Source organism: Sporosarcina sp. PTS2304, from assembly GCF_003351785.1.
In the GTDB taxonomy this organism is placed as follows: Bacteria; Bacillota; Bacilli; order Bacillales_A; family Planococcaceae; genus Sporosarcina.
Genome location: NZ_CP031230.1, coordinates 1294210 through 1317836, shown reverse-complemented (window position 1 = coordinate 1317836; position 23627 = coordinate 1294210). Strand labels below are relative to the sequence as shown.

Below are 23627 nucleotides of genomic sequence, written 5' to 3'. Positions count from 1 at the left end.
CAAGGAGATCTCAGAAATAAGGGAGGGTAAAAACTTGTCGAAAGAAACAGATTTTTTCTTGCGCCGCTTACACTCGTTGCTTGGTGTTATTCCAGTTGGACTTTTTGTTGCCCAACACTTAGTCATCAACCACTTTGCGACGCGCGGTGAAGAAGCATTCAACAATGCATCTAATTTTATGGGGAACTTGCCGTTTGTATTATTCTTGGAATGGTTCATCATTTATATTCCATTAATGTTCCACGCTTTTTATGGAGTGTACATAGCTTTTTCTGCGAAATACAATGTAGGGCATTATGGGACATTCCGTAACTGGATGTTTACACTACAACGTTTCACAGGCGTATTCCTTGTAATCTTTATTGCATGGCACGTTTATGAAACACGCATCCAAAAAGCACTTGGAACAGAAGTAGACTTCAACATGATGGCTGATATTTTATCAAACCCATTAATGCTTGTATTCTACATCGTTGGAATTCTATCTGCGACTTTCCACTTGGCAAACGGACTTTGGTCTTTCTGTGTCACTTGGGGTATCGCACAATCACCAAATTCACAAAAGATTGTATCTTATATTACAATCATCGTGTTCTTAGTGCTTTCTGTAATCGGAGTTCAAGCGCTATTAGCATTTGTCTAATTTAAAAACTAACCTTTAAAAACTAATGAAATCACGTATAATTGAGGAGTGAAACAATAATGGCAAAAGGCAGATTGATTGTCGTCGGTGGAGGACTAGCTGGTTTAATGGCTACCATCAAATCAGCAGAAGCTGGCACACCGGTTGACCTGTTCTCGCTAGTACCAGTGAAACGTTCCCACTCTGTATGTGCCCAAGGCGGCATTAACGGTGCTGTAAATACGAAAGGTGAAGGCGACTCAGTCGATATTCACTTTGATGATACGGTTTACGGTGGAGACTTCCTAGCGAATCAAAAACCAGTGCAAGCAATGACGGCAGCAGCTCCTGGCATCATCCACTTATTGGACCGTATGGGTGTAATGTTTAACCGTACACCAGAGGGTCTATTGGATTTCCGCCGTTTCGGTGGTACACTTCACCACCGTACAGCTTATGCGGGTGCGACAACTGGACAACAATTACTTTACGCTCTAGATGAACAAGTTCGTTCACATGAAGTAGCAGGATTAGTACAAAAATATGAGCACTGGGAGTTCCTCGGTATCATTAAAGATGAAGAGGGCGTTTGCCGCGGTATTAAAGCGCAAAACATGAAGACAATGGAAATTCAAGCATTTAAAGCAGATGCTGTCATCATGGCTACCGGCGGACCTGGTATTATCTTCGGTAAGTCTACAAACTCTGTTATCAATACAGGTTCTGCAGCTTCGATCGTATATCAGCAAGGTGCAAAATATGCAAACGGCGAATTTATTCAAATTCACCCAACTGCAATCCCAGGAGACGATAAACTTCGTCTAATGAGTGAGTCAGCACGTGGTGAAGGTGGACGGATTTGGACATATAAAGACGGGAAGCCATGGTACTTCTTGGAAGAAAAGTATCCCGACTACGGTAACTTAGTTCCACGGGATATCGCAACACGTGAAATTTTTGATGTGTGTGTAAATCAAAAACTAGGTATCAACGGTGAAAACATGGTGTACTTGGATTTATCTCATAAAGATCCTAAAGAATTGGATATTAAACTTGGTGGAATCATCGAGATTTATGAAAAATTCACAGGAGACGATCCTCGTAAATTACCAATGAAAATTTTCCCTGCTGTTCACTATTCAATGGGTGGACTATGGGTAGACGATCATCAGCAAACAAATATTCCAGGTCTATTTGCAGCTGGGGAATGTGATTTTTCACAACACGGTGCTAACCGTCTTGGAGCAAACTCACTACTATCTGCAATTTACGGAGGAATGGTTGCTGGACCAAACGCAATCGACTATATGAAGCACTTAAAGCGTACAGCTGATGAGCTTCCTGCTACTATCTTCGAAGATGCAATTAAAGAAGAGCAGCAAAAATGGGAAGAGCTACTTAAAATGGATGGTACGGAAAACGCATATGTACTCCATAGAGAGCTTGGCGAATGGATGACTGACAACGTTACGGTTGTTCGTTTCAATGATAAATTGAAACAGACCGATGAAAAGATTCTTGAATTGCTTGAGCGATATGAAAATATCAATATGACTGATACACAACAATGGTCAAACCAAGGGGCTATGTTTACACGTCAATTGAAGAACATGCTATATCTAGCTCGTGTTATTACATTAGGTGCATTGCAGCGTGATGAAAGTCGTGGTGCGCACTATAAGCCGGACTTCCCGAATCGTGATGATGAGAACTTCTTGAAAACAACTATTGCAGAATTTGATGGACACTCTGCACCAATTATTTCATATGAAGAAGTAGATACATCTCTAATTCCTCCACGTATTCGCGATTATTCTGCTAAGAAAGGAGACTGAATAAAGTGAGTGAACAACAAACAGCAACTGCTCAAAAAACAGTCGTTTTTGATATCCAACGTCAAGACACTGCTACTTCAAGCCCTTATACAGAACGCTTTGAAGTTCCATACCGTCCGAATATGAACGTAATTTCGGCACTTATGGAAATCAGACGTAACCCCGTGAATGCAAAAGGGGAGAAAACTACTCCTGTAAACTGGGATATGAACTGTTTGGAAGAAGTTTGTGGAGCATGTTCTATGGTGATTAACGGTCGTCCGCGTCAGTCTTGTACTGCATTAGTCGATCAGTTAACACAACCTATTAAGTTAGAGCCAATGCGTACATTCCCGGTCGTCCGTGACTTAGTTGTAGATCGTGAGTTCATGTTTGATTCGTTAAAACGTATTAAAGCATGGGTTCCAATCGACGGTACGTACGATTTAGGTGAAGGTCCTCGTATGCCTGAGCGTAAGCGTCAATGGGCATATGAATTGTCTAAATGTATGACGTGTGGTGTATGTCTGGAAGCTTGTCCGAATGTTAACGACAAGACGAACTTCATGGGACCTGCATTAATGTCTCAAGTACGTTTATTCAATGCGCATCCAACAGGTTCAATGAACAAAGATGAGCGTCTAGCTACAGTTATGGCTGACGGTGGAATTACTGAATGTGGTAACTCACAAAACTGTGTAGTTGCATGTCCAAAAGGTATTCCGTTGACAACATCTATCGGTGCAATTGGTAGAGCGACAACTATTCAAATGTTCAAAAACTTCTTCGGAAGTGACCACCAAGTAGATTAATTTCTGCTATCTAAACGACCCGCTATAATCGCGGGTCGTTTTTTTGCGTATCATGCTGATGATCTTTTCGTACAATGCGTTGTTGCGCTCATAGTGTACGCTCAAGCGCTCTTAGGTAGGAGGGTTCCGCTCATAGAGTGCGTTCGTGCGCTCGTAGATAGAAGTGTTCGAGCCGTCCGCCCATAGCTAGCAATGCAATCTCCCTCTAATTTGACGTCTATTCCTTTTTTGATATAATGAAGGAATGAATGATCATTCATTTCAAAAAGGGGGATTTTCCAATGAAGGCTAACTATATTGAAGATATTCAACAGTGGACAGACGGGTTTACATTTCATGCAGATGTTACTGTGCGCTTTTCGGAAACCGATATGTACGGGCATTTGAATAATACAAAAGTGTTTGCTTATTTTGAATATGCTAGGATTGAGTATTTAAAATCTCTTAATCGAATGGAGAAATGGATAGATCCACAAGGTGACACAATTCCTATTGTGGCAGATTTACAATGTGATTTTGTGAAGCAAGTATTTTTTGATGAGAAGCTTTCGATTTTTGTAAAAGCAAATTCAATAGGAAAAAGTTCAGTTGATTTGCACTATATGGCAAAAAATGAACGCAATGAAATTGTCTTTACAGGCAGAGGAGCAGTGGTTCAAATTGGTCGTAAAACTGGGAAGCCTATGCCATGGTCTGAAGAAGAACAAAAAGTATTTATGGAAAACTCGTAACTAGTACACTGGACTAATGTGAAATAATGTTTCATTCTACATTCTGAATAAGCTTCAATATCCAATACCCTCCGCTTTCGTTGTTGCCTACACAGTCGGCTGCAACTTCACATATCCTAAGAGGAAAGCGTAAAGAGGAGGGGCGCATCTTGGACGAAATGCAGAACCGTTCTTTATTGACGAATCGAGAACGACAAATATTTAATTTGTTAGTAGATGACTTTACTACGAAAGAAATTGCAGGACAGTTGATGATTAGTGAAAAAACAGTAAGGAATCATATTTCCAATACCATTCAAAAGCTAGGCGTATCGGGTCGAGCACAGGCGATTGTTGAATTATTAAGATTAGGCGAGTTGCAATTAAATTAACTAAAGACACAAAACGACACTAACTATAATTTTGATCAATGGGTGTCTGTATCTCCTTCTCTCTCAACAGATTGAACGAAAACTATTGCGTTCAACAATGAAAACGGTACAATGAAAAGACAAGAATCATTTCAGGGAGCTGATTTTTTGTCGAATGAACAAAAGAATCCAACACAACAAATAGCACAGATGGAAAAAGATTTACGATACATCGCATCGATCATTAAAGAGCAGGGACGTAAAATTCTTAAAAACTATACGATAACGCCTCCCCAGTTCAGTGCGCTTCAATGGTTGTTGGAATATGGAGATATGACGATCGGTGATTTATCTAATAAAATGTTTTTAGCGTTTAGTACAACAACTGACTTAGTGGACCGAATGGAAAATAATCAGTTAGTAAAACGTGTGCGTGATGATAAAGATCGTCGAGTCGTTCGTGTTCATTTGCTGCCTGAAGGTGAACGCATTATTGAAGAAGCAATACAAAAGAGGCAGGAATATTTGCAGGATGTTTTAACAAATTATGATGCCGAAGAAATGCAGCAATTTTCAAAGTTGTTAATGAAATTGCATAAAGAGATGACGAGAGATTGAGGGATTATAGTGAATGCACCTATTGGAGTTATTGATTCGGGGGTTGGTGGGTTAACGGTCGTAAGAGAATTACGAAAGTACTTACCCGATGAACCGATTGTTTATATTGGCGATGATGCCCGTTGTCCGTATGGACCGAGACCGGCAGAAGAAGTTTTGCAATTTACGATGGAAATGGTAGAAAGTCTAGCGCAAATGGGCGTGAAAATGGTAGTGATTGCTTGTAACACTGCAACTGCTATTGCACTCGAGGAAGTGCAAAAGCGGTATGACTTTCCTGTGATTGGTGTCATCCAACCTGGAGCGAGGGCAGCTGTTAAAGCGTCCTTGACTGGTGAGATAGCCGTGCTCGGGACAATGGGGACGGTGAATAGTAAAGCTTATGATCATGCGATTCAGCGACTGCAACCACAAGCGACCATTTATTCACTTGCATGTCCAGGTTTTGTTCCGATTGTTGAAAGCGGCGCGTATCGTTCTCTACAAGCCCGAATGATAGTGGATCAGACCTTGCAGTCGCTACAGGCAAGTTCATTTGACACGGTTATTCTAGGCTGTACGCATTATCCGTTATTACAAGAGCATATTGAAGATCATTTTTTACACAATAAGCAGATCATTTCTTCTGCAGTCGAAACAGTTGTCGATATAGAACGCATTTTAACTGAAAAACATATATTATCAGCTGCAGCAACCGAGCCGATATTTTACACAACAGGTTCGATCGAGAAGTTCCAGTCCATCGTAGAAGATTGGCTGAGTATTGAACGACCTGATGTGCGAACGATAACGTTTTGAAAAAGTAGAAAATGACCCGAAAACAAATAGTTGTTTTCGGGTTTTTACTTTTGATATGGTAAGATGAATTGAATGTAATGAAAGTAAAGTGGATAAGCTCAAATAAAATAGTACATACAATGGAGGATATTTTATGCGACATGATGGCAGAACAACAGAGGACATTCGTTCCGTAACAATCGAAAAAGATTATTTGATACACCCGGAAGGATCAGTTTTGATTTCAGTCGGCAATACGAAAGTGATTTGCACAGCGACAATTGAAGATCGTGTCCCTCCATTTTTACGGAATAGGGGGAAAGGTTGGATTTCCGCAGAATATTCTATGCTTCCGCGTGCAACAGGGCAACGGACGATCCGCGAATCTTCCCGTGGTAAGGTGGGAGGTCGTACGATGGAGATCCAGCGCCTGATTGGTCGTGCATTACGGGCGGTCGTTGATTTGGACGCAATTGGTGAACGTACGATTTGGATTGATTGCGATGTTATTCAGGCAGATGGCGGAACGCGTACATCTTCTATTACAGGTGCATTTGTAGCGCTAGTAATTGCCGCAAATAAATTGCAAATAGAAAAAAATCTACCGAAGTTTCCAGTTCATGATTTTTTAGCTGCGACAAGTGTTGGGAAACTGGCAGACGGGCAATTACTAACAGATTTGGACTATATAGAGGATTCATCTGCAGATGTCGATATGAACGTTGTGATGACAGGTGGGGGGCAGTTTGTTGAATTACAAGGAACGGGAGAAGAAGCAACATTTTCTCGCGCTGAATTGAATGATTTATTGACCTTGGCCGAACAAGGAATAGCACAATTAATTACTATTCAAAAAGAAGTGCTGGGAGAATTAGCAGACAAAGTCGGACAGCAGGCAGGCGAAAATCAATGAAAGAAATAGTAATCGCAACAAACAATAGAGGAAAAGCGAAAGACTTTGAAACGCTTTTCCGGCCGTTAGGTATTCACGTTATAACATTACAGGATATCAACGAAGCAATTGACGTGGAAGAGACAGGGACAACGTTTAAAGAGAATGCCATCTTAAAAGCGGAAACTGTAGCAAAGTTATTGAATAAAACTGTAATTGCTGACGATAGCGGACTTGAAGTAGATGCATTACATGGGGAGCCAGGAGTGTATTCTGCTCGTTATGCAGGAGAGCCATCGAATGATGAAGCAAATATTGATAAGTTGTTAACTAACTTGACTAAAGTCGCTGAAAACGAACGACAAGCACGTTTTACATGCGTTCTTGCTGTTGCCGGTCCTTCTATTGCCACTACAACATATTCGGGTAGCTGTGAAGGAGTCATCACAAGAGAACGACAAGGAACGAACGGTTTTGGCTACGATCCAATATTTTTTGTGCCAACTAAACAAAAAACAATGGCTCAATTAACCGCTGAAGAGAAAAGTGAAATTTCTCACCGGGGAGCTGCACTCGCGCAATTAAAAGAACAACTTCCAAGGTTTCTTGACATAATAGGTGGAGAGAAATGAAGATCATCGTATTAAGTGACTCGCACGGAGATGTGAAAACTGTTAAACAAGTCGCGACATTACCTGCGGATGCCATTTTTCATTGTGGTGATAGTGAACTAGTAGCAGATCATCCTTTGTTAAATGATGTACACATTGTACGAGGGAATTGTGATATAGATACTCGGTTACCATCATCGATTGTTCAAAAAGTAGGCGGTCATACTGTGTTCATCGTCCATGGACACGAACATGACGTTAATCGATCATTGCTTACGCTTTCTTACGCGGCAGCTGAAAAACAAGCGAATATCGTTTTATTTGGACATTCACATATGTATGGAGCAGAACTGATTGATGACGTGTTATTCGTCAATCCAGGGAGCACCACGCAACCAAGGGGCGGCAATCCAGCAACGTATGCTTCAATTGAAACGGGAGAAACATTGAACGTTCGCTTCTTTACACTGCAACATCAATTGATCGATGAAATAACTTTTAAAAAATAAATTAAGTGTTGACTTTATTTTATGCCCAGACTATAATATTACTTGTGCCTGAGTTACTCAGGTATTTGTCTCAGTAGCTCAGCTGGATAGAGCAATGCCCTTCTAAGGCATCGGTCGGGGGTTCGAATCCCTCCTGGGACGTCTATATAACGAAAAGAACACTGTTAACTCAGTGTTCTTTTTTGTTTTTAAACATACTAATCTTGAGTTTTACTCAATCCGATAAGCAAACTCGCTTTACAATTTATGAATGAGTAAATTGTAAAGTCGTAATAAATAGACATGGACAAATGTATAAATAATATGTTAACTTTATAATAACGAATTTCGATATTGCTTTTCGTTATTAAGAATGGAGAGGGGATTATGTTGGAAGACAAAGTGTTAAGAAAACTATTTCTTGGTTTTATTCATATTCATATATTGCATCATGCAACGAAGCACCCGATTTACGGTGTCTGGATGGTAGAAGAGCTTAAGGAGCACGGCTATGAGATTAGCCCAGGAACGTTATATCCCATTTTGCATTCTATGGAGTCGGATGGATTGTTAAGCAAAGAAGATAGTAAGAAGGATGGCAAGATTCGTAAATACTATACAACGACTGAAAGAGGAGAAAAGATTTTAAGAGAGGCGAGAATTAAAGCGTATGAATTATTCAAAGAAATTAAGGAATGACGGTTATGAAAAATAATCAATTGCTTAGATTGCTTGAAATCTTTCTTGTATCCGTGCGTTTAGGTTGTACTTCCTTTGGCGGTCCGATAGCGCATCTAGCTTATTTTCATGAAGAATACGTACGCAGGCGAAAATGGATTGACGAAAAAACATACGTCGATTTAGTAGCGTTGGCACAACTTTTACCGGGACCTGCCAGCAGTCAAGTGGGAATCGGAATAGGGGTAATGCGTGCTGGTGTGCTTGGCGGAGTCGTTTCTTTCATCGGATTCACTTTACCGTCAGTAGTTGTCCTGATCTTATTCGCCTCAGTACTCTTGAATGTTGACGTGGTGACTACCGGTTGGATTCATGGATTGAAAATTGTTGCTGTTGTTGTAGTGGCTCATGCGATAGTAGGTATGGCAAAAAACCTAACTCCTGATTTGAAGACGAAAGCCCTTGCTTTGTTTGCGCTCGTTTGTACGTTGCTTTGGCAAGTAACAGGTATGCAAATAGTTGTTATTTTAGTCGCAGCAGCAGTAGGCTTCTTTTTATTTAAAAATGCACAACAGACTACTGTTTCGACGTCTACAGTTCAAGTGACGAAGCGCGTAGGGATAGTGTGTTTGAGTATGTTTTTCGGATTACTCATCATTTTACCAGTCATTCGTGAGGTGACTGATTCTTATTGGATTTCAATGATCGATAGTTTTTATCGATCAGGCTCACTAGTATTTGGCGGCGGTCATGTAGTACTACCACTGCTTGAACAAGAATTTGTGTCGAATGGCTGGATTGGTGAAGAGAATTTCTTGGCTGGATATGGTGCGACACAGGCAGTTCCTGGACCGTTATTTACATTTGCAGCGTATATTGGTGCAGTGATGAATGGCTGGCAGGGCGGGCTTGTAGCAACGGTTGCGATATTCTTACCCGCCTTTCTTTTAGTTGTAGGCACACTTCCGTTTTGGGATCACTTAAGAAATCAATCTAAAATTTTAGGTGTCATAAAAGGTGTAAACGCGGCTGTTGTTGGTATTTTGATCTCCGCATTGTACTTTCCGATTTGGACACACTCTATTTTATCGCCAATGGATTTCGCGCTTGCAGCTGTACTTTTCAGTATGTTAGCATTTTGGAAATGGCCACCATGGATAATTGTCATGTCAGGCATAGTGGGGGGGTTATTGCTTTCATTCTTCTCTTAGAAATAAAAAAACACACAAACGATGGATCGTCTGTGTGTGTTTCTTACTCTTTATATTTGTAAGTCAAACCTTTTAAGAAATTTCGAGCGTAGCGATCTCCGCATTCTTTATAATTCCGATGACCCACTTTTCGAAGAACAGCCCCTAGTTCGCCTTTTGTAATCGACACACGTGCTTCTTCCATAATATCTAACATATCTTCGCTTGTTAAAGAAAGCGCAATTTTTACTTTCTTCAGCAACAAATTATTTGCTGATTCTTCTACCTCAACTACCGATCCGCTATCAGCTTTCCCTTCTCGTGGTCCTCGTTTAAAAATAATAAAGCCATTTAAAAAAGCATTAAACGTTGGTAGCGAGCATTCTAATTGTTCTTCCTCTTCCTTTTTCAGCATCGCCAATACCTCTTTAGTCGTGAGTTCAATGCCGCCTAATTTGAAAATCTCTACCATTTCCGCATTTTTTATATCGAGTGCATAGCGCAATCGAATGAGCATATCGTTTGTTGTCATGAATGATCCTCCTGTGTAATAAAACGAAAGTAGTTCCATAATAGCATATTTTTTCTGTAAAGAAGCGAACATAGGTTAAAATGTGATGACTGATTACTATACGTTGTTACGCATTTACTTGTGCTTTTTTCACTTCACGTAACCATATCGTTAAAAGTAAACCAATGATTGAAATGCAACCAGCGACAGCGAATGAAACATTGACGCCGTGAATGGAACCTTCTGCTGTACCATCTGATATGGCAGCGGTTGTCATAATAGTGACGAGGGTAGCGGTACCTACCGAGCCTGCTATTTGGCGGAACGTATTGTTCATAGCGGTACCATGTGGGATGAGGTGATCAGGCAACTGATTTAATCCTAGCGTTGTCGATGGCATCATCACCATGGCAATACCGATCATACGAACCGCATTTAGCGCAGCTAAGTACAAGAATGTAGTTTCTTCCGACAAGTTGGTAAACATAAATGTAGTAGCTGTTAAAATCAAAAAGCCGATACGTAACAACCATTTGGCTCCATATTTGTCAAAGAGTATTCCTGTTACTGGATTCATAATCCCCATAATAATAGCGCCGGGTAGTAACATGAGGCCGGAATGAAGAGCGTTGAATCCAAGCATTGTCTGCATATAGAGCGGTAAAATAACTGTAGTTGCGATCATGGATGAAAATACAATCATACCAAGAAGCGTAGACAGTGTAAAAATTTTATATTCAAAAACACGAAACTCTAGAATAGGTTCGTCGAGTCGTAGCTGTCGAGTAATAAACCAGAACAGAGAAATTGCACCAAAAACAAGTGAGACAATTACACTCACACTTAACCAACCTGTATCCCCAGCAATACTAAACCCATATAACAGTCCGCCGAATCCAAAAGTTGATAGAATGATCGATAGTACATCAACCTTAGGATGGGTCTGTTCAGTTACGTTTTTCAAATAGAAAAATGCCGCCACTAAATTTAAAATTGCACAAGGTAAAATAATATAAAATACACTGCGCCACGGATATTGGTCGACAAGATAGCCGGAAAGGGTCGGACCGATAGCGGGTGCGAAAGCAATCACTAGTCCGTACATACCCATCGCCTTTCCTCGTTGGTCAACAGGGAATAGTAGGAAAAGAAGCGTTTGTAAAAGTGGCATCATAATTCCTGCTCCGGCTCCTTGTAAAATTCGTCCGAATAATAACAAAGGGAAATTATAAGCTACAGCTGCTAGTAAAGTACCTATTGCGAAAATACTCATGGCAGCCATAAATAATTGCCGAGTAGTATAGGTTCTAATTAAAAACGCAGTAATGGGGATCATAATTCCGTTTACGAGCATAAATACAGATTGTAGCCATTGCACTTTACTTTCTGAAATATGTAGATCAAGCATGATCGGCGGCAATGCGGTAGCTAAAAGCGTTTGATTTAAAATAGTGATGAAAGCACCCGATAATAACACGATCATAAGTGGTATATTCTTTTTTATGTCAAATGATTGTGTATTTCCCATAGTACGCCTACCCTCTTTTAAATGAATAGGTTATATTGTAACATAGTGTTTTAAAACTTGCTCTGAACTGAAACGGCAAGTAGTTATCTAGCTAAAAGTAATGAATTTCTTTTAACGAACGTACGATTCGAGTGGAGAAAAATAACTTTTAACGCTATGATTAGAGTAGATAGAACTTTCTTAGAGAAGTTTCAGCGTGGCGGCTTTCGTTGGAAAAGTACGTCATGTATAAAGGGGGAAATGGGTTGGATATTTATCAGGAGTTTTCGGCTCGTCATATGATGTCTGTCTTAGATTCGGAGGCATTTTTAGATTACTTACTTAGACAGTGGACGTTACGTGGTCGTCATCTAGATGTCTGTCATGTTATTGATCATCCGAAATTTGAAGAAATCATAGAAGATTATAAAGATGAGGAACGATTTTCTGTATTTTTAGAACTATCACAGCTGTATAAAGGTGAAATCCCTTTGGCGAATACATATAATGACACGCTATTAGCTATCGCTTACGGAGAAGATTTTGATCCGCTCGATATGGAATCAACTATTCATGTAAAAGGTGATTGGAAATTTCATTTATGGTTTTATTATTTAAATAATGAAGGCTATATACACGAAGCGTGGGAATTATTTGATAATGAAATCTATCCATTATGTACTAGCCTAGGTAATACACGAACAGAGCACATACAAGCGGTCTCAAGATACTTCGATGAGATTTGTATACTGATGGAGAAAACGAAAGATCCAGACATATTATATGGTGTGGATGAAAAAACCGTACGTAATTTGCATGAACTTTTTCTTTTAATCATCCGGAATAATATTTTGATAGACTTATCAAGTAAGCAAAGTTTTTGTGAAAACCTCGTCCACTTTTTCGTTAATAAAAACATGCATGAAGTGGGCGTCGAGTTTTATATAACATTCAAAGAATTCTTCAATTTGAATGATACACTTACGGTGTTAAAGCTGGTGGATTTGTCAGAACATGCAAATAATTACTATGCGGTTAATGTGATCTATGGAGATATTCAAACAGTAAAGTATCGTATAGACAAATACAAAAGTGAAATTACAGATCATTTAGATGCGATTTCAGAGTATATTTTACGTGTAAAACATTTGATTGAAGAAGAACATGGCGAGATGCTGCAAGAATTTTCATTTATTAAAGAAAGCTTTGACTTTTTCTTTGATGAATGTTCAATTTATGAAGATGTGTCTACAGACTTTTCCGATTTGTCTTTTCCGGAGAAAGATCAACTGTTGAGAAAATTGCTTGATGCCGTTATATGTTTTTTCAAAGATCAGAAGCAATTAACTTCAGATGCAGGAAATAAATTAGAACCAGCTTTGTCTATGTTAATTGATTATGAAGTAGGAATCGAAGGCATGCGTTTACGGAACCGCATTCTTTCTTTATCTCCGTCTGCTGGGATTGATTATAAAGAAATGATAATTACAGAAGCTTTAGCTAAGCTGCGTGATTTTTTAACTGAGTTCTATTTGATTAAATTATCTCAAGATGCCGGGATGATTCTTCAAAAGTACGGTAAAAAAGTGATTGAATCATATGATGAAGCAAAGGCATTTACGTTGCTTAAGAAGAACTATGCAGCACTGCGTCCAAGTGATTATTCTGTAAATCATAAGAAGATATATGGATTTACTACTGAAGAAGAACAGCGGTTTGTCGAGGAAGATCACCGAGTAGATAAATTAGTAGCTTTTGACGAAGTAAAAAAGTTATTGTTGACGGCAGAATGGCATTGGCAAAATCATCTGCAGTTTTTGGATTCCGATCTTGCAACAAATGAAAATACTCCAGGTCAAGAGTATACGTTCATCGTAGCCAATTATTTAAAAGCCGTAGAAATTTTCTTATGTGAAAAGCTGGCAGAAATTCAATTGGAAAAGGAAAATCTACCGCGAATTCAAATTTATAAGTTCGGTCAACCGAAAGATGTTCTCGTTGGCAGTGAAGACTATCGTAAGTATGTAACAATGGGGAACTTTTATCACTACATACTAGACTATGGAACCACTATATTAAAACCAACAGCTGATAAAAGAAAAGTGAAAGAGTATGTAACGCATTGGACAGCCAATGTACGTAATTCGCGTTTCCACAAAGATACTATTTTATCAATTGATGAGACAACTAGTATTCGTAAAGATACGTTAGTTATATTTAAACGATTGCTCTCTGATTTTGATTAATTTGTAGCACAATAAACCGTCTAGGACAGACTAGGCGGTTTTTTTATACACCCAATTAACCCTTGATAATATACCCCCTATGGTATATAGTAATGTCAATGAAAAAATATAAACATAGGGGATGATAAGAATGGGGAAGAAAATAGTAGTAATAGGTGGCGTAGCAGGCGGTGCGTCGACGGCAGCGAGAATTAGACGTATGGATGAACAAGCTGAGGTTATTATGTTTGAGAAAGGACCACATGTTTCCTTTTCAAACTGTTCGTTACCATTTTATTTAAGCGGAATCGTGGAAGATAGTGAGAAATTAGTATTGATGAATCCGGAAGACTTTAAGTCGAAATATAATATCGAAGCACGTGTTCAACAAGAAGTACTATCGATCAATCGTGAAGCGAAGACGATTCGTATTTCAAATGTTATAACGGGTGAAGAATACGATGAAAGTTACGATTACCTCGTACTATCACCTGGTGCCAGTCCGATCATACCTAATATAGAAGGCGTACACTCAAAGCACGTATTCACGGTGCGGAATGTAGTAGATATTGAACGGTTGAATCATTACGTAAAGACAATGAATGTAAATAATATAGCAATAATTGGCGGCGGGTTCATCGGAGTAGAAGTAGCAGAAAATTTAAAACTTGCAGAGCGTAATGTGACGCTGATTGAATTTGCTGAACAGATAATGATGCCATTCGACTATGATATGGTGCAAATTTTGCATAAAGAAATGGTTGACAAAGGTGTAGATGTAATTGTCGATGATGGGTTGGCAAGTATATCAGATACGCACGTAAAACTTAACTCGGGATCGGAAATTGAAGCACAAGTAGTAGTTCTGGCTATTGGTGTACGCCCTGAGATACAGTTAGCTAAAGATGCGGATTTAACAATTGGAGAATTAGGTGGTATTAAAGTAGACGCAAATTATAGAACGAATGATCATTCTATCTATGCGGTAGGTGATGCAATCGAAGTGTACCACCGTCTATTACAAAAACCTACAAGACTCGCTCTTGCTGGTCCAGCACAACGCCAAGCGCGAGCGGCGGCAGATCATATGTACGGCATTCCGCATCAAAACAAAGGAGTCATTGGTTCGTCAAGTATCCAAATTTTTGACTTAGCTGCAGCGTCTACCGGACTAAATGAAAAAATGGCGAAACAGGCAGGAATCCAAGTAGATAGTGTTTATATCATCGCTTCGGATAAAGTCAGCTTGATGCCTAACAGCAACCCATTACATTTTAAATTAGTATTTGAAGTACCAACAGGTAAAGTGCTTGGCGCTCAAGCGATTGGAAAAGGCAATGCAGATAAACGAATCGACGTGATGGCTACACTAATTTCGATGGGTGGTACGCTGGAAGATTTAAAAGAACTCGAGTTAACTTATTCACCGATGTATAGTACGGCAAAAGACGTTGTCAATTTAGCGGCTCTCGTTGCATTAAATATTCTTTACGGAAGATTTAAGCAAATTCATGTTTCAAAAGTGCGTGAGTTAGTAGAGAGTAATGCATATATTATAGATGTGCGCGAAGAACATGAGTTTGCTAAAGGGCACCTAGTGAATGCAGTAAATATTCCACTCAGTCAATTGCGAGATCGAATGTCGGAATTTCCGAAAGACGTTCCTGTGTATGTACACTGCCGTTCCTCGCAACGTAGTTATAATGCAGTAATGGCGCTACAAAATAGTGGTTTTATGAATGTGGTGAATATTTCAGGTTCATTTTTAGGAATTTGTTTATATGAGTATTTCAATGATGTAGTCAGTGGCAGAGAAGCAATTGTTACAGCGTATAATTTCAATTGAATTCACTACTAGTCCGTTTACTAGTAGTACGATAAAATAATAATCAGAGTATGAAATACAAAAGGGTAAAGTATATAAATGATGTTTAAAAACTATGCTAAAAGGGCACTTCAACATAGATAGATGTGAGGAGTGTAGCGAATGAAAAAAATAGCGTTGTATGCGTTTTGTTTACTATTTTTGTTAGCGGGAATCGGTCATTTTACAATGGAGCCTTTTTTTACAAATGCTATGCCCGCATGGGTGCCGTTTCGTAAGATAATTGTTTATATTTCAGGTGTCATGGAAATAGTGTTAGCTATCGGATTATTTATGAAAAATACACGTGCATTGACAGGTGTGTTGATAGCGATATTTTTAGTTCTTGTATTTCCGGTGAATATTTACATGGCGTTGACTGCAGAAAATTATGATTTACCGGCAGTTGCCTTGTGGATTCGTCTGCCTTTACAATTTGTATTGATTTGGTGGGTATGGAAAGTTCGTAAAGTAAAATGAATGAAAAATAGGACTGTTCAGAATGTCAGTAGCGACTGATTTTCTGGTCAGTCTTTTTTTAGTCGTTACGTTACGTTTTAGCCGGACTATGTAATAGACCGCTACTACTTTGCGAGATGATAGGTAACTACATTTTTCGTTGTTGTGTAAAAATGATGCAGACTCCACACGGCATGCAACTATAAAATAAAATTCAGCAGAGGAAAATGACAGGATTTTCTCTGCTGAATTTATGTGAAAGTCTTATTAGAATGCTGCGTTTTCTAATTGATATCGATATAAGCATTTCTAATCGTAAGATACTGTCCGTTAACTACATTAATGACTGTTTCACTTTCTACTACATCACTAATGATGAGATCCATCATATCTTGTCTACTGTCTTTACTTATCTCATAAAATCCGATGTCGCTAGTATTGTCTACTTTTAAATTCAACTGACCTGCTGGAATATCTGTGCCAACTTTATATTGTCCGGTTTTGTAGATTCCATCGGCTGGCTTCACATTTGGCGCAGTTGCAATTGGATACATTTCTCCACCGTCTAAAGTGAAGTATTCTCCTTGAAGCAAGGTTACGTACGTATGAGAACGACCATCCAAAGCAATATTAAATACGATGCTGTCTGGATTTCCTGATTGATCTTTTGAGTTTTCTAAAAAAGTCATGCCGGTTGAGAACACAATATATTCGCCTGGAGAAATATCTGTACCTACTTTATACGTTCCTGAAGTAATGGCTGCGGATGGTGCCGGCTTCGTTTGCACTGGAGTTGAAGTGGGCTTTTCGGCCGATCCTTGTGCAGAAGGTAGATCGGGTGCTTCAGTTGGCATTTCTACTGTGTCAGTTTTCGATGGTGTTGAAGTATTTTCGTTTTCTTTAGTAGTAGATGGGTTTGCAGAAGATGCACTTGGTTGTTGTGTATTTTCTTCTGTAGGCTCGTCAAGTACAACTTCTTCTGAACTCTGCCCACCAAAATCTTCAATTTCTGTAGGAGTATCTATAATAGGTGCTTCATTTTTCACAACAACTGGAGTTGGTTTATTATTCACAATGGATAAAATAATCGCTACCATTATGATGCCTATACCTACTACGCTCCACACGACTAGTTTCTTTTTTTTAGCATCTTTCATATACAACGTCCCTCACTTTTATCATTGTACTTATATAATACATGATAACATGTGGCATAATCTACCTATTACAATTTTATAGTAGGCAAATTAGTTGATTCGCCATCGGTTTATAAGTAAACTGATGAAAATAGCATAACGAGAGAAAGGGAGGACATGGATGTCTACGCATTCAAAAAGGATCGATCTGATGCTGTGGTTCCGATTGTCACGTGTGTATAACCAAAGTATTCGTCTGTCCAACCAACACTTGAAAGAGTGGGGACTTTCAGCTGCACAATTCGACGTATTAGCTCAAGTAGGAATGAATAATAAAATTTCTCAGCAAGAGCTCGGAGAAAAGCTTTTTGTCACGAAAGGAAATATTACGCATCTACTTCAAAAGTTGGAGCGGTTAGGGTTAATCGAAAGAGAGCAAGATTGGAAAACGAAGTACATCTCATTAACTGCAAAAGGAAATGAATTGTATAAAAAGGTTGTTCCCGTACAGGAAGAATTTCAAGCGAATCAGTTTAAAAATCTGACTGGCCAAGAAAAGAAGATGCTTAATGAATTATTAAAGAAATTAAAGGAGGAGTCTTAATGGAGATAAAAGGAATACATCATGTCTCAGCTATTACTGCAGATGCTAAAGAAAACTTGAATTTTTATACCAATATTTTAGGGTTACGACTTGTAAAAAAATCGGTCAATCAAGATGCGCCTTCTATGTACCATTTATTTTATGCTGATGAAAAAGGTCGTCCAGGAACAGACGTAACATTCTTTGAAATTCCGCGAGCTGGCCAAACGTATCAAGGAACGAATAGTATTTCCGCTACTTCATTTCGTGTGCCGAACGATAAAGCATTAGATTACTGGAAATTACGTTTCGAGGAGTTGCATGTTCCGCATGATTTAATTAAAGAACAAGCAGGCAGACAAACATTGCCTTTTACGGACTTTGAAGGTCAGCGTTTACTACTAGTGTCAGATGAACATAATACCGGAGTGGCAGGTGGTATCGCTTGGAATAAAAGCCCAATACCGCAGGAGTTTGGAATTATAGGTTTGGGTCCATCTCATTTGACAGTTGCGGATATTGAAGGCACAGAATCATTATTCACATCGGTACTTAATTTTCGAAAAAAAGGCACTTATCCTTCAGAAATGGCTGGACAACCAGACGTTGCAGTATACGAGACAGCAGAAGGCGGTACAGGAGCAGAAATTCATCTAGCGCATCGAACAGATTTACCGTCCGAACGTCCAGGCAAAGGCAGTGTTCACCATGTTGCGTTACGAGTAGAAAATGAGGAAGAGCTTCATGCATGGATTGACCGATTGAATGAACATAGTGTTGATAATTCGGGATATATTGATCGGTTCTATTTCCATTCGATTTATTTGAAAGATCCTAATGGGATTACGATCGAGCTTGCGACAGACGGACCAGGTTTTGCGACAGATGAAAAACTGGAGCATCTAGGTGAAAAGCTAGCACTGCCCCCATTTTTAGAAAACCGTCGTACAGAAATCGAGCAACGGTTACGACCATTATAATATGTAAAATGAAAGCGGCTGCTAAGTTGTGTTTTATGAACAATAGAAAGAAAGTATCTTCATTTGAAATATAGTTAAGAATAGCCTATATAATTTGGGAGTATCATATAAACACTTCTTGCCTGAGAATAATAGGTAAGAGGTGTTTATGTAGTTGGCCATTCATACTTCATTATTTGTGATACACTGTTTTTAAAGAAATAATTGGTACTTAAGGGATTGAGTGAGAACTACGGGGGCGAGAACTATGACAGGTACATTTTCCAATCAATATAAATTACCTCAATTGCCTATTCCGGCATTGGCAGACACGAAAAAGAAATTACTTTCAGCGATTAGACCGCTAGTAAGTAACGCGCAATATCAAGAAACTTTACAAGCAGTGAAGTTGTTTTTTGAAGATACTGGAGAGGCGCAGAAATTACAAGCTAAGTTAACCGAATGGGATCAACGCATCGAAGGAAGTTGGCTAAAACCTTTTTGGTATGAATTATATGTTACGTCCAGGGAACCTCTACATACGTCCAGTAATTTTAATATTCTAGTAGACAATGTAACTTTTCGAACTAACTATAGCGTAGCTTCATTGGCAGGGAAAGTATGCCGGTCTGTGGCGGAACTCTATCAAGCGATACGTAATGGAGAAGTGGAACCTCAAAAAATAAAGGGTGTCCCAATAGATACGAGTCAATATCCAAACTTCTTTCGTTCGATCCGCATACCTAGACGAAGGTGCGATACATATGAAGTCGCTACATCTACAAAAGAACCAATTTTTATCGTTTTAATGTATAAAGGACATTGTTACAAGCTACAGGTTGTAGATGATAATAATATTATGTTAACTAGCAACATATTATCTGATGCCATATTATCTATATTCACATCTGAAAATACACGGGGACCAAATGTTGGAATGATGACAACTGCGATGCGAGACCGAGCAGCTGACATATATGAACAACTAGTAGTTTCCGAGGTAAATGAAAAAACATTACAACAAATTGCGAATGCACTCGTTGTCGTTTCGATTGATGAAGAAAGTAGTACCGCTGCAGAAGCATTAACAAACTTATTTATAAGTGGTTCGAATAAATGGTTTGATAAGACATTTCAGATAGTCCTAACAAAAACAGGTGAAATCGGCTATAGTGTTGAGCATACTGCTGTGGACGGAACTACTAGTTTTGCAGTCATTGAGTATATTCAAAACAAACTGATAACAAATGATAACGAACGTTCAGAAACAGTCAATAAAGCAATTGTTAAAAAGTTGCCTTGGGAAATTTCAGTTAACGTGCAATCAGAACTAAATGAATTAGAGCGGGCAAATAAAGAAACAGTAGAAGGCTACACAGTAGTAAGTAAAAATTTCAACTCATTCGGAACTCAAGAGATTAAGCGTTTAAAATTTAGTCCGGATTCTTTTTTTCATATGGCTTTGCAAGTAGCGCAATATCGCATATTTTCACGTATGCGGAGTACATATGAAGCGGTGTCAATGAGGAGCTATTATGAAGGCCGGACGGAATGCATACGCCCGTCAAATACTGAAAACCTTACATTAGCAAAAGCAATAGCAGAAGGAGAGCAAGATCAGGAATCTCTATTGGACTTAATGCGACAAGCGAGTACAGCACATTCGATTCAGATGAAAGAAGCACAGAGAGGTTTCGGCATCGAAAGGCATTTATTTGGATTAAAGAAAATGTTTGAGTTATATAAAGAGGAACTTGATATAGCGGGATGTCCAAAACTATTTAATGATCCAGGTTATGCAGCATTATGTCAAAACTTTATTTCTACGAGTAATATGACCAGTCCATTAGTGAAAAGTTGTATTTTCGGTCCGGTTGAAGAAGATGGATACGGCATCTTCTACGTATTATTAGAAGATCGAATTGGAATTAATTTATCTAGTACAAAAGCAAATGAGTCAACTGCTAAACTTCTGGTCGACGAACTGATGCAAGCATTGGAAGAGTTACGTGAGATTGCGTTAGTATGAAGACGGAGCATGAAATATAATAGAAATTTCAATGAGGAGGCAACTGTCATGTATGGACTTTATTCTGTAAAGCTTTTATTTGAATCGAACTATCATCCTGATTCTATTGCGGAAAGAGTATTGGAAGAGCGAATAGTAATAGTACGTGCGAAACATTTTACTGAAATCGAAAGTTTGATTAAGAAAAAATTCCCGCCAGACCGCTATAAAAATGCGGAAGGAGGTATAACAACTAGTACACTTGTAGGCATTTTGGATATATTTGAACTAGTTGATAACATTGAAAAATCACTTGAATTTGCGGAAGTATACAGCCGTCATTTACTGGTGGATAAAGATATACGTACGGATGAAGCGATTAAACTATATTCGTTAAATGCGTAATAATAAGCTGACACCTAATCGTAATAGGCAGATGTCAGCTTGGTTAACGCGTCTCCTCTAAAAAAACTTGATGAGACGTAAAGAATTCTTCAAGATTCTCTCCTGATTGTTCTTGCATAATTCGTATGAAGTCAGCAGTCGTAGCGATATGGAATGTCATTTCCTTCACATAAGCACGTAAACCTTTATAAAATTTCTCATCACCTAGTTTTCTATGCAAGTTGCTCAACATCAATGCTCCACTGTCATACATTATATCTCCATAAACATCCATATCCGATTCAGCAAAATCAGAAACTGCAGATGTGATGCTGTATTTTAATGGTTCGTCATCAATCCAATCGAAAGTAGCCGTATCGTAATAAGCTACATAACTTGCGAATGTCGTTAAAGATTCATCCAGCCAAGGTTCACGGTAGGGGTTATTGCCGACGAGACTATAAAACCATTGATGTGCTACTTCGTGCATAACGGTCACTGCTAAATTTTCTTCGTCGTTGAGAAATGGTGTGTTCATCATAACGAGTTGCGGATACTCCATCCCTCCATCAAAGTTTTCTGAGTAATCCACACTAGTGAGCGTTAAAGTATCCCACGGATAAGGACCGAATAATTCGCTGTAAGTTGTAAACGACTTGGTAGCAGCATCCATAATCAACGCAGCTTCTTCGTCGTCGTAAGCGTAAACGAAGATATCTGTGTCTTCTACCCGTTGTTTTTTTGCCACACGTTTAGAATAAAAGACAGCCGCAAAATCACGAACATTCTTAGCGGTAAAATGATGGGTTTTCTGATCACCGACTGATCTCGTCTCGTTTACTTCACCGGTTGCTACTACGTGTATAGAATTAGGCAGTGTAAAGCGAACATCATAATCTCCATTCAGTGAATAAAATGATTCCCCATAATCAAAATACGGATGTAGATTCCATCCGTGCGAATCGTGAACGGCTAAAATTGGAAACCAATTACCTAAAGAAACCTGTTTTCCTGACCAGCCGAACCGATGCTTGTCTTCGGGAATGGTAACTTGAAATGCAATATCAAGAGTGATTTGTTGATCTTGCGGAATAGAAAGTTCTGATACTTTCAATGTAGTATCATCAACTTCGTAAGGAAGTCGTTTTTCTTCCGATAAGACTTCTTGAATGTCGATCTTTCCATCTGTAAATACCTGTGCATTTGGCCAAATAGAAAAGTATACGGATGTCATCTCAGGTTCAAAATTGTTTTCAAAAGAGACTTGCATTGTTGCCGAAATAGCATGTGTACTTTCTTCATAAACAGCATCAATCGTGTAAGAAGGGGCTGCAGGTCCATAACGAATGGATTGTGTGGAAAGCTCTTTCGCTGAATAATGACTTTCTGCTTTCTCATTGTTTTCTCTACATCCGAAAAGACTACAAGCTATAATAAGTAATAGAAATAATTTTATTTGCATCGTACCCACCTTCCGAATTCATGTATCGAATGGAGAAAAGAAAAGAGCAATCCATCGAAATTAATGTTATACTTGCCAAGTATATTTTACAAGCGAGTAGGTGAAAGATATAATTGAAGTAAAAATTTCTCCAATTAGTGGCGGAGAGTTCAACAGAGGAGTATTCGCAACATGTGATATTAAAAAAGGTACGTTACTACATGAAGCACCTGTTATCTCCTATCCGAATGAACAACATGAATACATTGAAAAGACTATTTTAGCAGACTACGCTTTTGAGTATGGAGCGAACCATACCGCTATACTTTTAGGCTATGGAATGTTATTTAATCACTCATATGAGCCAAATGCCACTTACGACATCAACTTTGACAAGCATACGTTTGATTTCTTTGCACATAAAGATATTAAAGCAGGCGAAGAAGTATTGATTAACTATAATGGCGATGTAGACGATGATGAACAATTATGGTTCAATGAAGATTATGATGGAACAGCTAATGATTAATGACAATCCCTTCGATTCATTGATGAATCGAAGGGATCGTCCTCATCTGTCCTAGTAGCTCAGCTGGATAGAGCAACGCCCTCCTAAGGCGTAGGTCGGGGGTTCGAATCCCTCCTGGGACGTAATAATTAAATTAGATAAATAAGAGACCTGTGTGTAAAGCATGGGTTTTTTGTGTTTTCAAAATTTCCTTCCATTTTTTCATATTTAAAACCAAGTAAGTTGATTTACTATATTGCGTATAATGTACTCATGGATTTATTTAAAAGCGAATTTGACTATGGCGATTGGATGGTGTGACGCTCACTTAGATTATCTTGAGGCATTTGATTTCAGACGATATACCGCTCTCCTTCAGGAAAGTAACCGGTTCTGTAAGGAAATTTCTAAACAATACATGACCTCTACAATTACTCGTCAAAAGCATCTCATTTTCAA

General features: G+C 38.8%; 24 protein-coding genes and 2 tRNA genes. 22 read left to right on the top strand and 4 right to left on the bottom strand.

The genetic code is table 11. The annotated features are described in order from the left end of the window. The first annotated feature begins 34 nt into the window (after window positions 1–34). From DV702_RS06265 to chrA, 13 genes are all read left to right on the top strand, one after another. Window positions 35–643 carry a succinate dehydrogenase cytochrome b558 subunit gene (locus DV702_RS06265; RefSeq protein ID WP_114923987.1) on the top strand — a complete coding sequence of 203 codons (609 nt, stop codon included), beginning with the start codon at window positions 35–37 and terminating at the stop codon, window positions 641–643. 59 nt (window positions 644–702) lie between these two features. Then, entirely contained in the window at window positions 703–2457 is a 1755-nt protein-coding gene (gene sdhA, locus DV702_RS06260) for a succinate dehydrogenase flavoprotein subunit (RefSeq protein ID WP_114923986.1), read from the top strand. Between the two features lie 5 nt (window positions 2458–2462). Continuing rightward, window positions 2463–3248 (top strand): succinate dehydrogenase iron-sulfur subunit, encoded by a 786-nt coding sequence (gene sdhB, locus DV702_RS06255; RefSeq protein WP_114923985.1) that lies wholly within the window; start codon window positions 2463–2465, stop codon window positions 3246–3248. 281 nt (window positions 3249–3529) lie between these two features. Next, window positions 3530–3979 (top strand): acyl-CoA thioesterase, encoded by a 450-nt coding sequence (locus DV702_RS06250; protein WP_114923984.1) that lies wholly within the window; start codon window positions 3530–3532, stop codon window positions 3977–3979. A 158-nt stretch (window positions 3980–4137) separates the two neighbouring features. Then, window positions 4138–4350 (top strand): helix-turn-helix domain-containing protein, encoded by a 213-nt coding sequence (locus DV702_RS06245; protein WP_114925855.1) that lies wholly within the window; start codon window positions 4138–4140, stop codon window positions 4348–4350. Window positions 4351–4539: 189 nt separating this feature from the next. Then, complete coding sequence (locus DV702_RS06240; RefSeq protein WP_240315725.1) at window positions 4540–4947, top strand: MarR family winged helix-turn-helix transcriptional regulator; 408 nt, start codon at window positions 4540–4542, stop codon at window positions 4945–4947. Between the two features lie 9 nt (window positions 4948–4956). Next, window positions 4957–5745: a glutamate racemase gene (gene racE / locus DV702_RS06235; protein ID WP_114923982.1), complete on the top strand. Its 789-nt coding sequence runs from the start codon at window positions 4957–4959 to the stop codon at window positions 5743–5745. A 133-nt stretch (window positions 5746–5878) separates the two neighbouring features. Continuing rightward, on the top strand, window positions 5879–6637 hold the full coding sequence (gene rph, locus DV702_RS06230; RefSeq protein ID WP_114923981.1) for a ribonuclease PH: 759 nt from the start codon (window positions 5879–5881) through the stop codon (window positions 6635–6637). Next, window positions 6634–7248, top strand: a complete 615-nt coding sequence (locus tag DV702_RS06225) for an XTP/dITP diphosphatase (protein WP_114923980.1) — start codon at window positions 6634–6636, stop codon at window positions 7246–7248. Before rph ends, DV702_RS06225 begins: the two co-directional genes overlap by 4 nt. Continuing rightward, a complete protein-coding gene (locus DV702_RS06220; protein ID WP_114923979.1) occupies window positions 7245–7736 on the top strand; it encodes a metallophosphoesterase in 492 nt (163 codons plus the stop codon). Before DV702_RS06225 ends, DV702_RS06220 begins: the two co-directional genes overlap by 4 nt. 67 nt (window positions 7737–7803) lie before the next feature. Then, a tRNA-Arg gene (locus DV702_RS06215) sits at window positions 7804–7877 on the top strand. Between the two features lie 228 nt (window positions 7878–8105). Beyond that, window positions 8106–8414, top strand: a complete 309-nt coding sequence (locus DV702_RS06210) for a PadR family transcriptional regulator (protein ID WP_114925854.1) — start codon at window positions 8106–8108, stop codon at window positions 8412–8414. Then, entirely contained in the window at window positions 8411–9604 is a 1194-nt protein-coding gene (gene chrA, locus DV702_RS06205; RefSeq protein ID WP_114923978.1) for a chromate efflux transporter, read from the top strand. The genes DV702_RS06210 and chrA overlap by 4 nt, the downstream gene beginning before the upstream one ends. A 43-nt stretch (window positions 9605–9647) precedes the next feature. Here chrA and DV702_RS06200 read toward each other — a convergent pair whose 3' ends face one another. Both DV702_RS06200 and DV702_RS06195 read right to left on the bottom strand, forming a co-directional pair. After that, complete coding sequence (locus DV702_RS06200) at window positions 9648–10115, bottom strand: YehS family protein (protein WP_114923977.1); 468 nt, start codon at window positions 10113–10115, stop codon at window positions 9648–9650. A 106-nt stretch (window positions 10116–10221) separates the two neighbouring features. Then, entirely contained in the window at window positions 10222–11622 is a 1401-nt protein-coding gene (locus DV702_RS06195) for a DHA2 family efflux MFS transporter permease subunit (RefSeq protein WP_114923976.1), read from the bottom strand. A gap of 245 nt (window positions 11623–11867) precedes the next feature. On the opposite strand from DV702_RS06195, the gene DV702_RS06190 reads away from it, so the two are divergent. The 3 genes from DV702_RS06190 to DV702_RS06180 all read left to right on the top strand — a co-directional run bounded on the left by DV702_RS06190 (window position 11868) and on the right by DV702_RS06180 (window position 16170). Continuing rightward, window positions 11868–13847, top strand: coding sequence for a hypothetical protein (locus tag DV702_RS06190; RefSeq protein WP_114923975.1), 1980 nt, complete (start codon window positions 11868–11870; stop codon window positions 13845–13847). A 130-nt stretch (window positions 13848–13977) separates the two neighbouring features. Continuing rightward, a complete protein-coding gene (locus DV702_RS06185; protein ID WP_114923974.1) occupies window positions 13978–15672 on the top strand; it encodes an FAD-dependent oxidoreductase in 1695 nt (564 codons plus the stop codon). Window positions 15673–15813: 141 nt separating this feature from the next. Beyond that, the gene (locus DV702_RS06180; protein ID WP_114923973.1) at window positions 15814–16170 is read left to right on the top strand and encodes a DoxX family protein; all 357 of its coding nucleotides are present in this window, start codon (window positions 15814–15816) and stop codon (window positions 16168–16170) included. Between the two features lie 263 nt (window positions 16171–16433). Here the strand turns inward: DV702_RS06180 and DV702_RS06175 are convergent, their stop codons facing one another. Next, window positions 16434–17306, bottom strand: coding sequence for a hypothetical protein (locus tag DV702_RS06175; protein ID WP_114923972.1), 873 nt, complete (start codon window positions 17304–17306; stop codon window positions 16434–16436). A gap of 160 nt (window positions 17307–17466) precedes the next feature. Here DV702_RS06175 and DV702_RS06170 point away from each other — a divergent pair, with 160 nt between their 5' ends. The 4 genes from DV702_RS06170 (at window position 17467) to DV702_RS06155 (ending at window position 21240) form a co-directional block, all read left to right on the top strand. Beyond that, window positions 17467–17889 carry a MarR family winged helix-turn-helix transcriptional regulator gene (locus tag DV702_RS06170; protein ID WP_114923971.1) on the top strand — a complete coding sequence of 141 codons (423 nt, stop codon included), beginning with the start codon at window positions 17467–17469 and terminating at the stop codon, window positions 17887–17889. Continuing rightward, on the top strand, window positions 17889–18848 hold the full coding sequence (locus DV702_RS06165) for a ring-cleaving dioxygenase (protein ID WP_114923970.1): 960 nt from the start codon (window positions 17889–17891) through the stop codon (window positions 18846–18848). Before DV702_RS06170 ends, DV702_RS06165 begins: the two co-directional genes overlap by 1 nt. A gap of 247 nt (window positions 18849–19095) precedes the next feature. Continuing rightward, the gene (locus DV702_RS06160; RefSeq protein WP_114923969.1) at window positions 19096–20856 is read left to right on the top strand and encodes a choline/carnitine O-acyltransferase; all 1761 of its coding nucleotides are present in this window, start codon (window positions 19096–19098) and stop codon (window positions 20854–20856) included. Window positions 20857–20904: 48 nt separating this feature from the next. Next, window positions 20905–21240 (top strand): DUF4288 domain-containing protein, encoded by a 336-nt coding sequence (locus tag DV702_RS06155; protein ID WP_162805738.1) that lies wholly within the window; start codon window positions 20905–20907, stop codon window positions 21238–21240. Window positions 21241–21283: 43 nt separating this feature from the next. Here DV702_RS06155 and DV702_RS06150 read toward each other — a convergent pair whose 3' ends face one another. Beyond that, on the bottom strand, window positions 21284–22681 hold the full coding sequence (locus DV702_RS06150; RefSeq protein ID WP_114923967.1) for a M1 family metallopeptidase: 1398 nt from the start codon (window positions 22679–22681) through the stop codon (window positions 21284–21286). A gap of 109 nt (window positions 22682–22790) precedes the next feature. On the opposite strand from DV702_RS06150, the gene DV702_RS06145 reads away from it, so the two are divergent. Both DV702_RS06145 and DV702_RS06140 read left to right on the top strand, forming a co-directional pair. Continuing rightward, window positions 22791–23189, top strand: coding sequence for an SET domain-containing protein (locus DV702_RS06145; RefSeq protein ID WP_114925853.1), 399 nt, complete (start codon window positions 22791–22793; stop codon window positions 23187–23189). 48 nt (window positions 23190–23237) lie between these two features. Beyond that, window positions 23238–23311: transfer RNA gene (locus DV702_RS06140), tRNA-Arg, on the top strand. Window positions 23312–23627 lie beyond the last annotated feature (316 nt).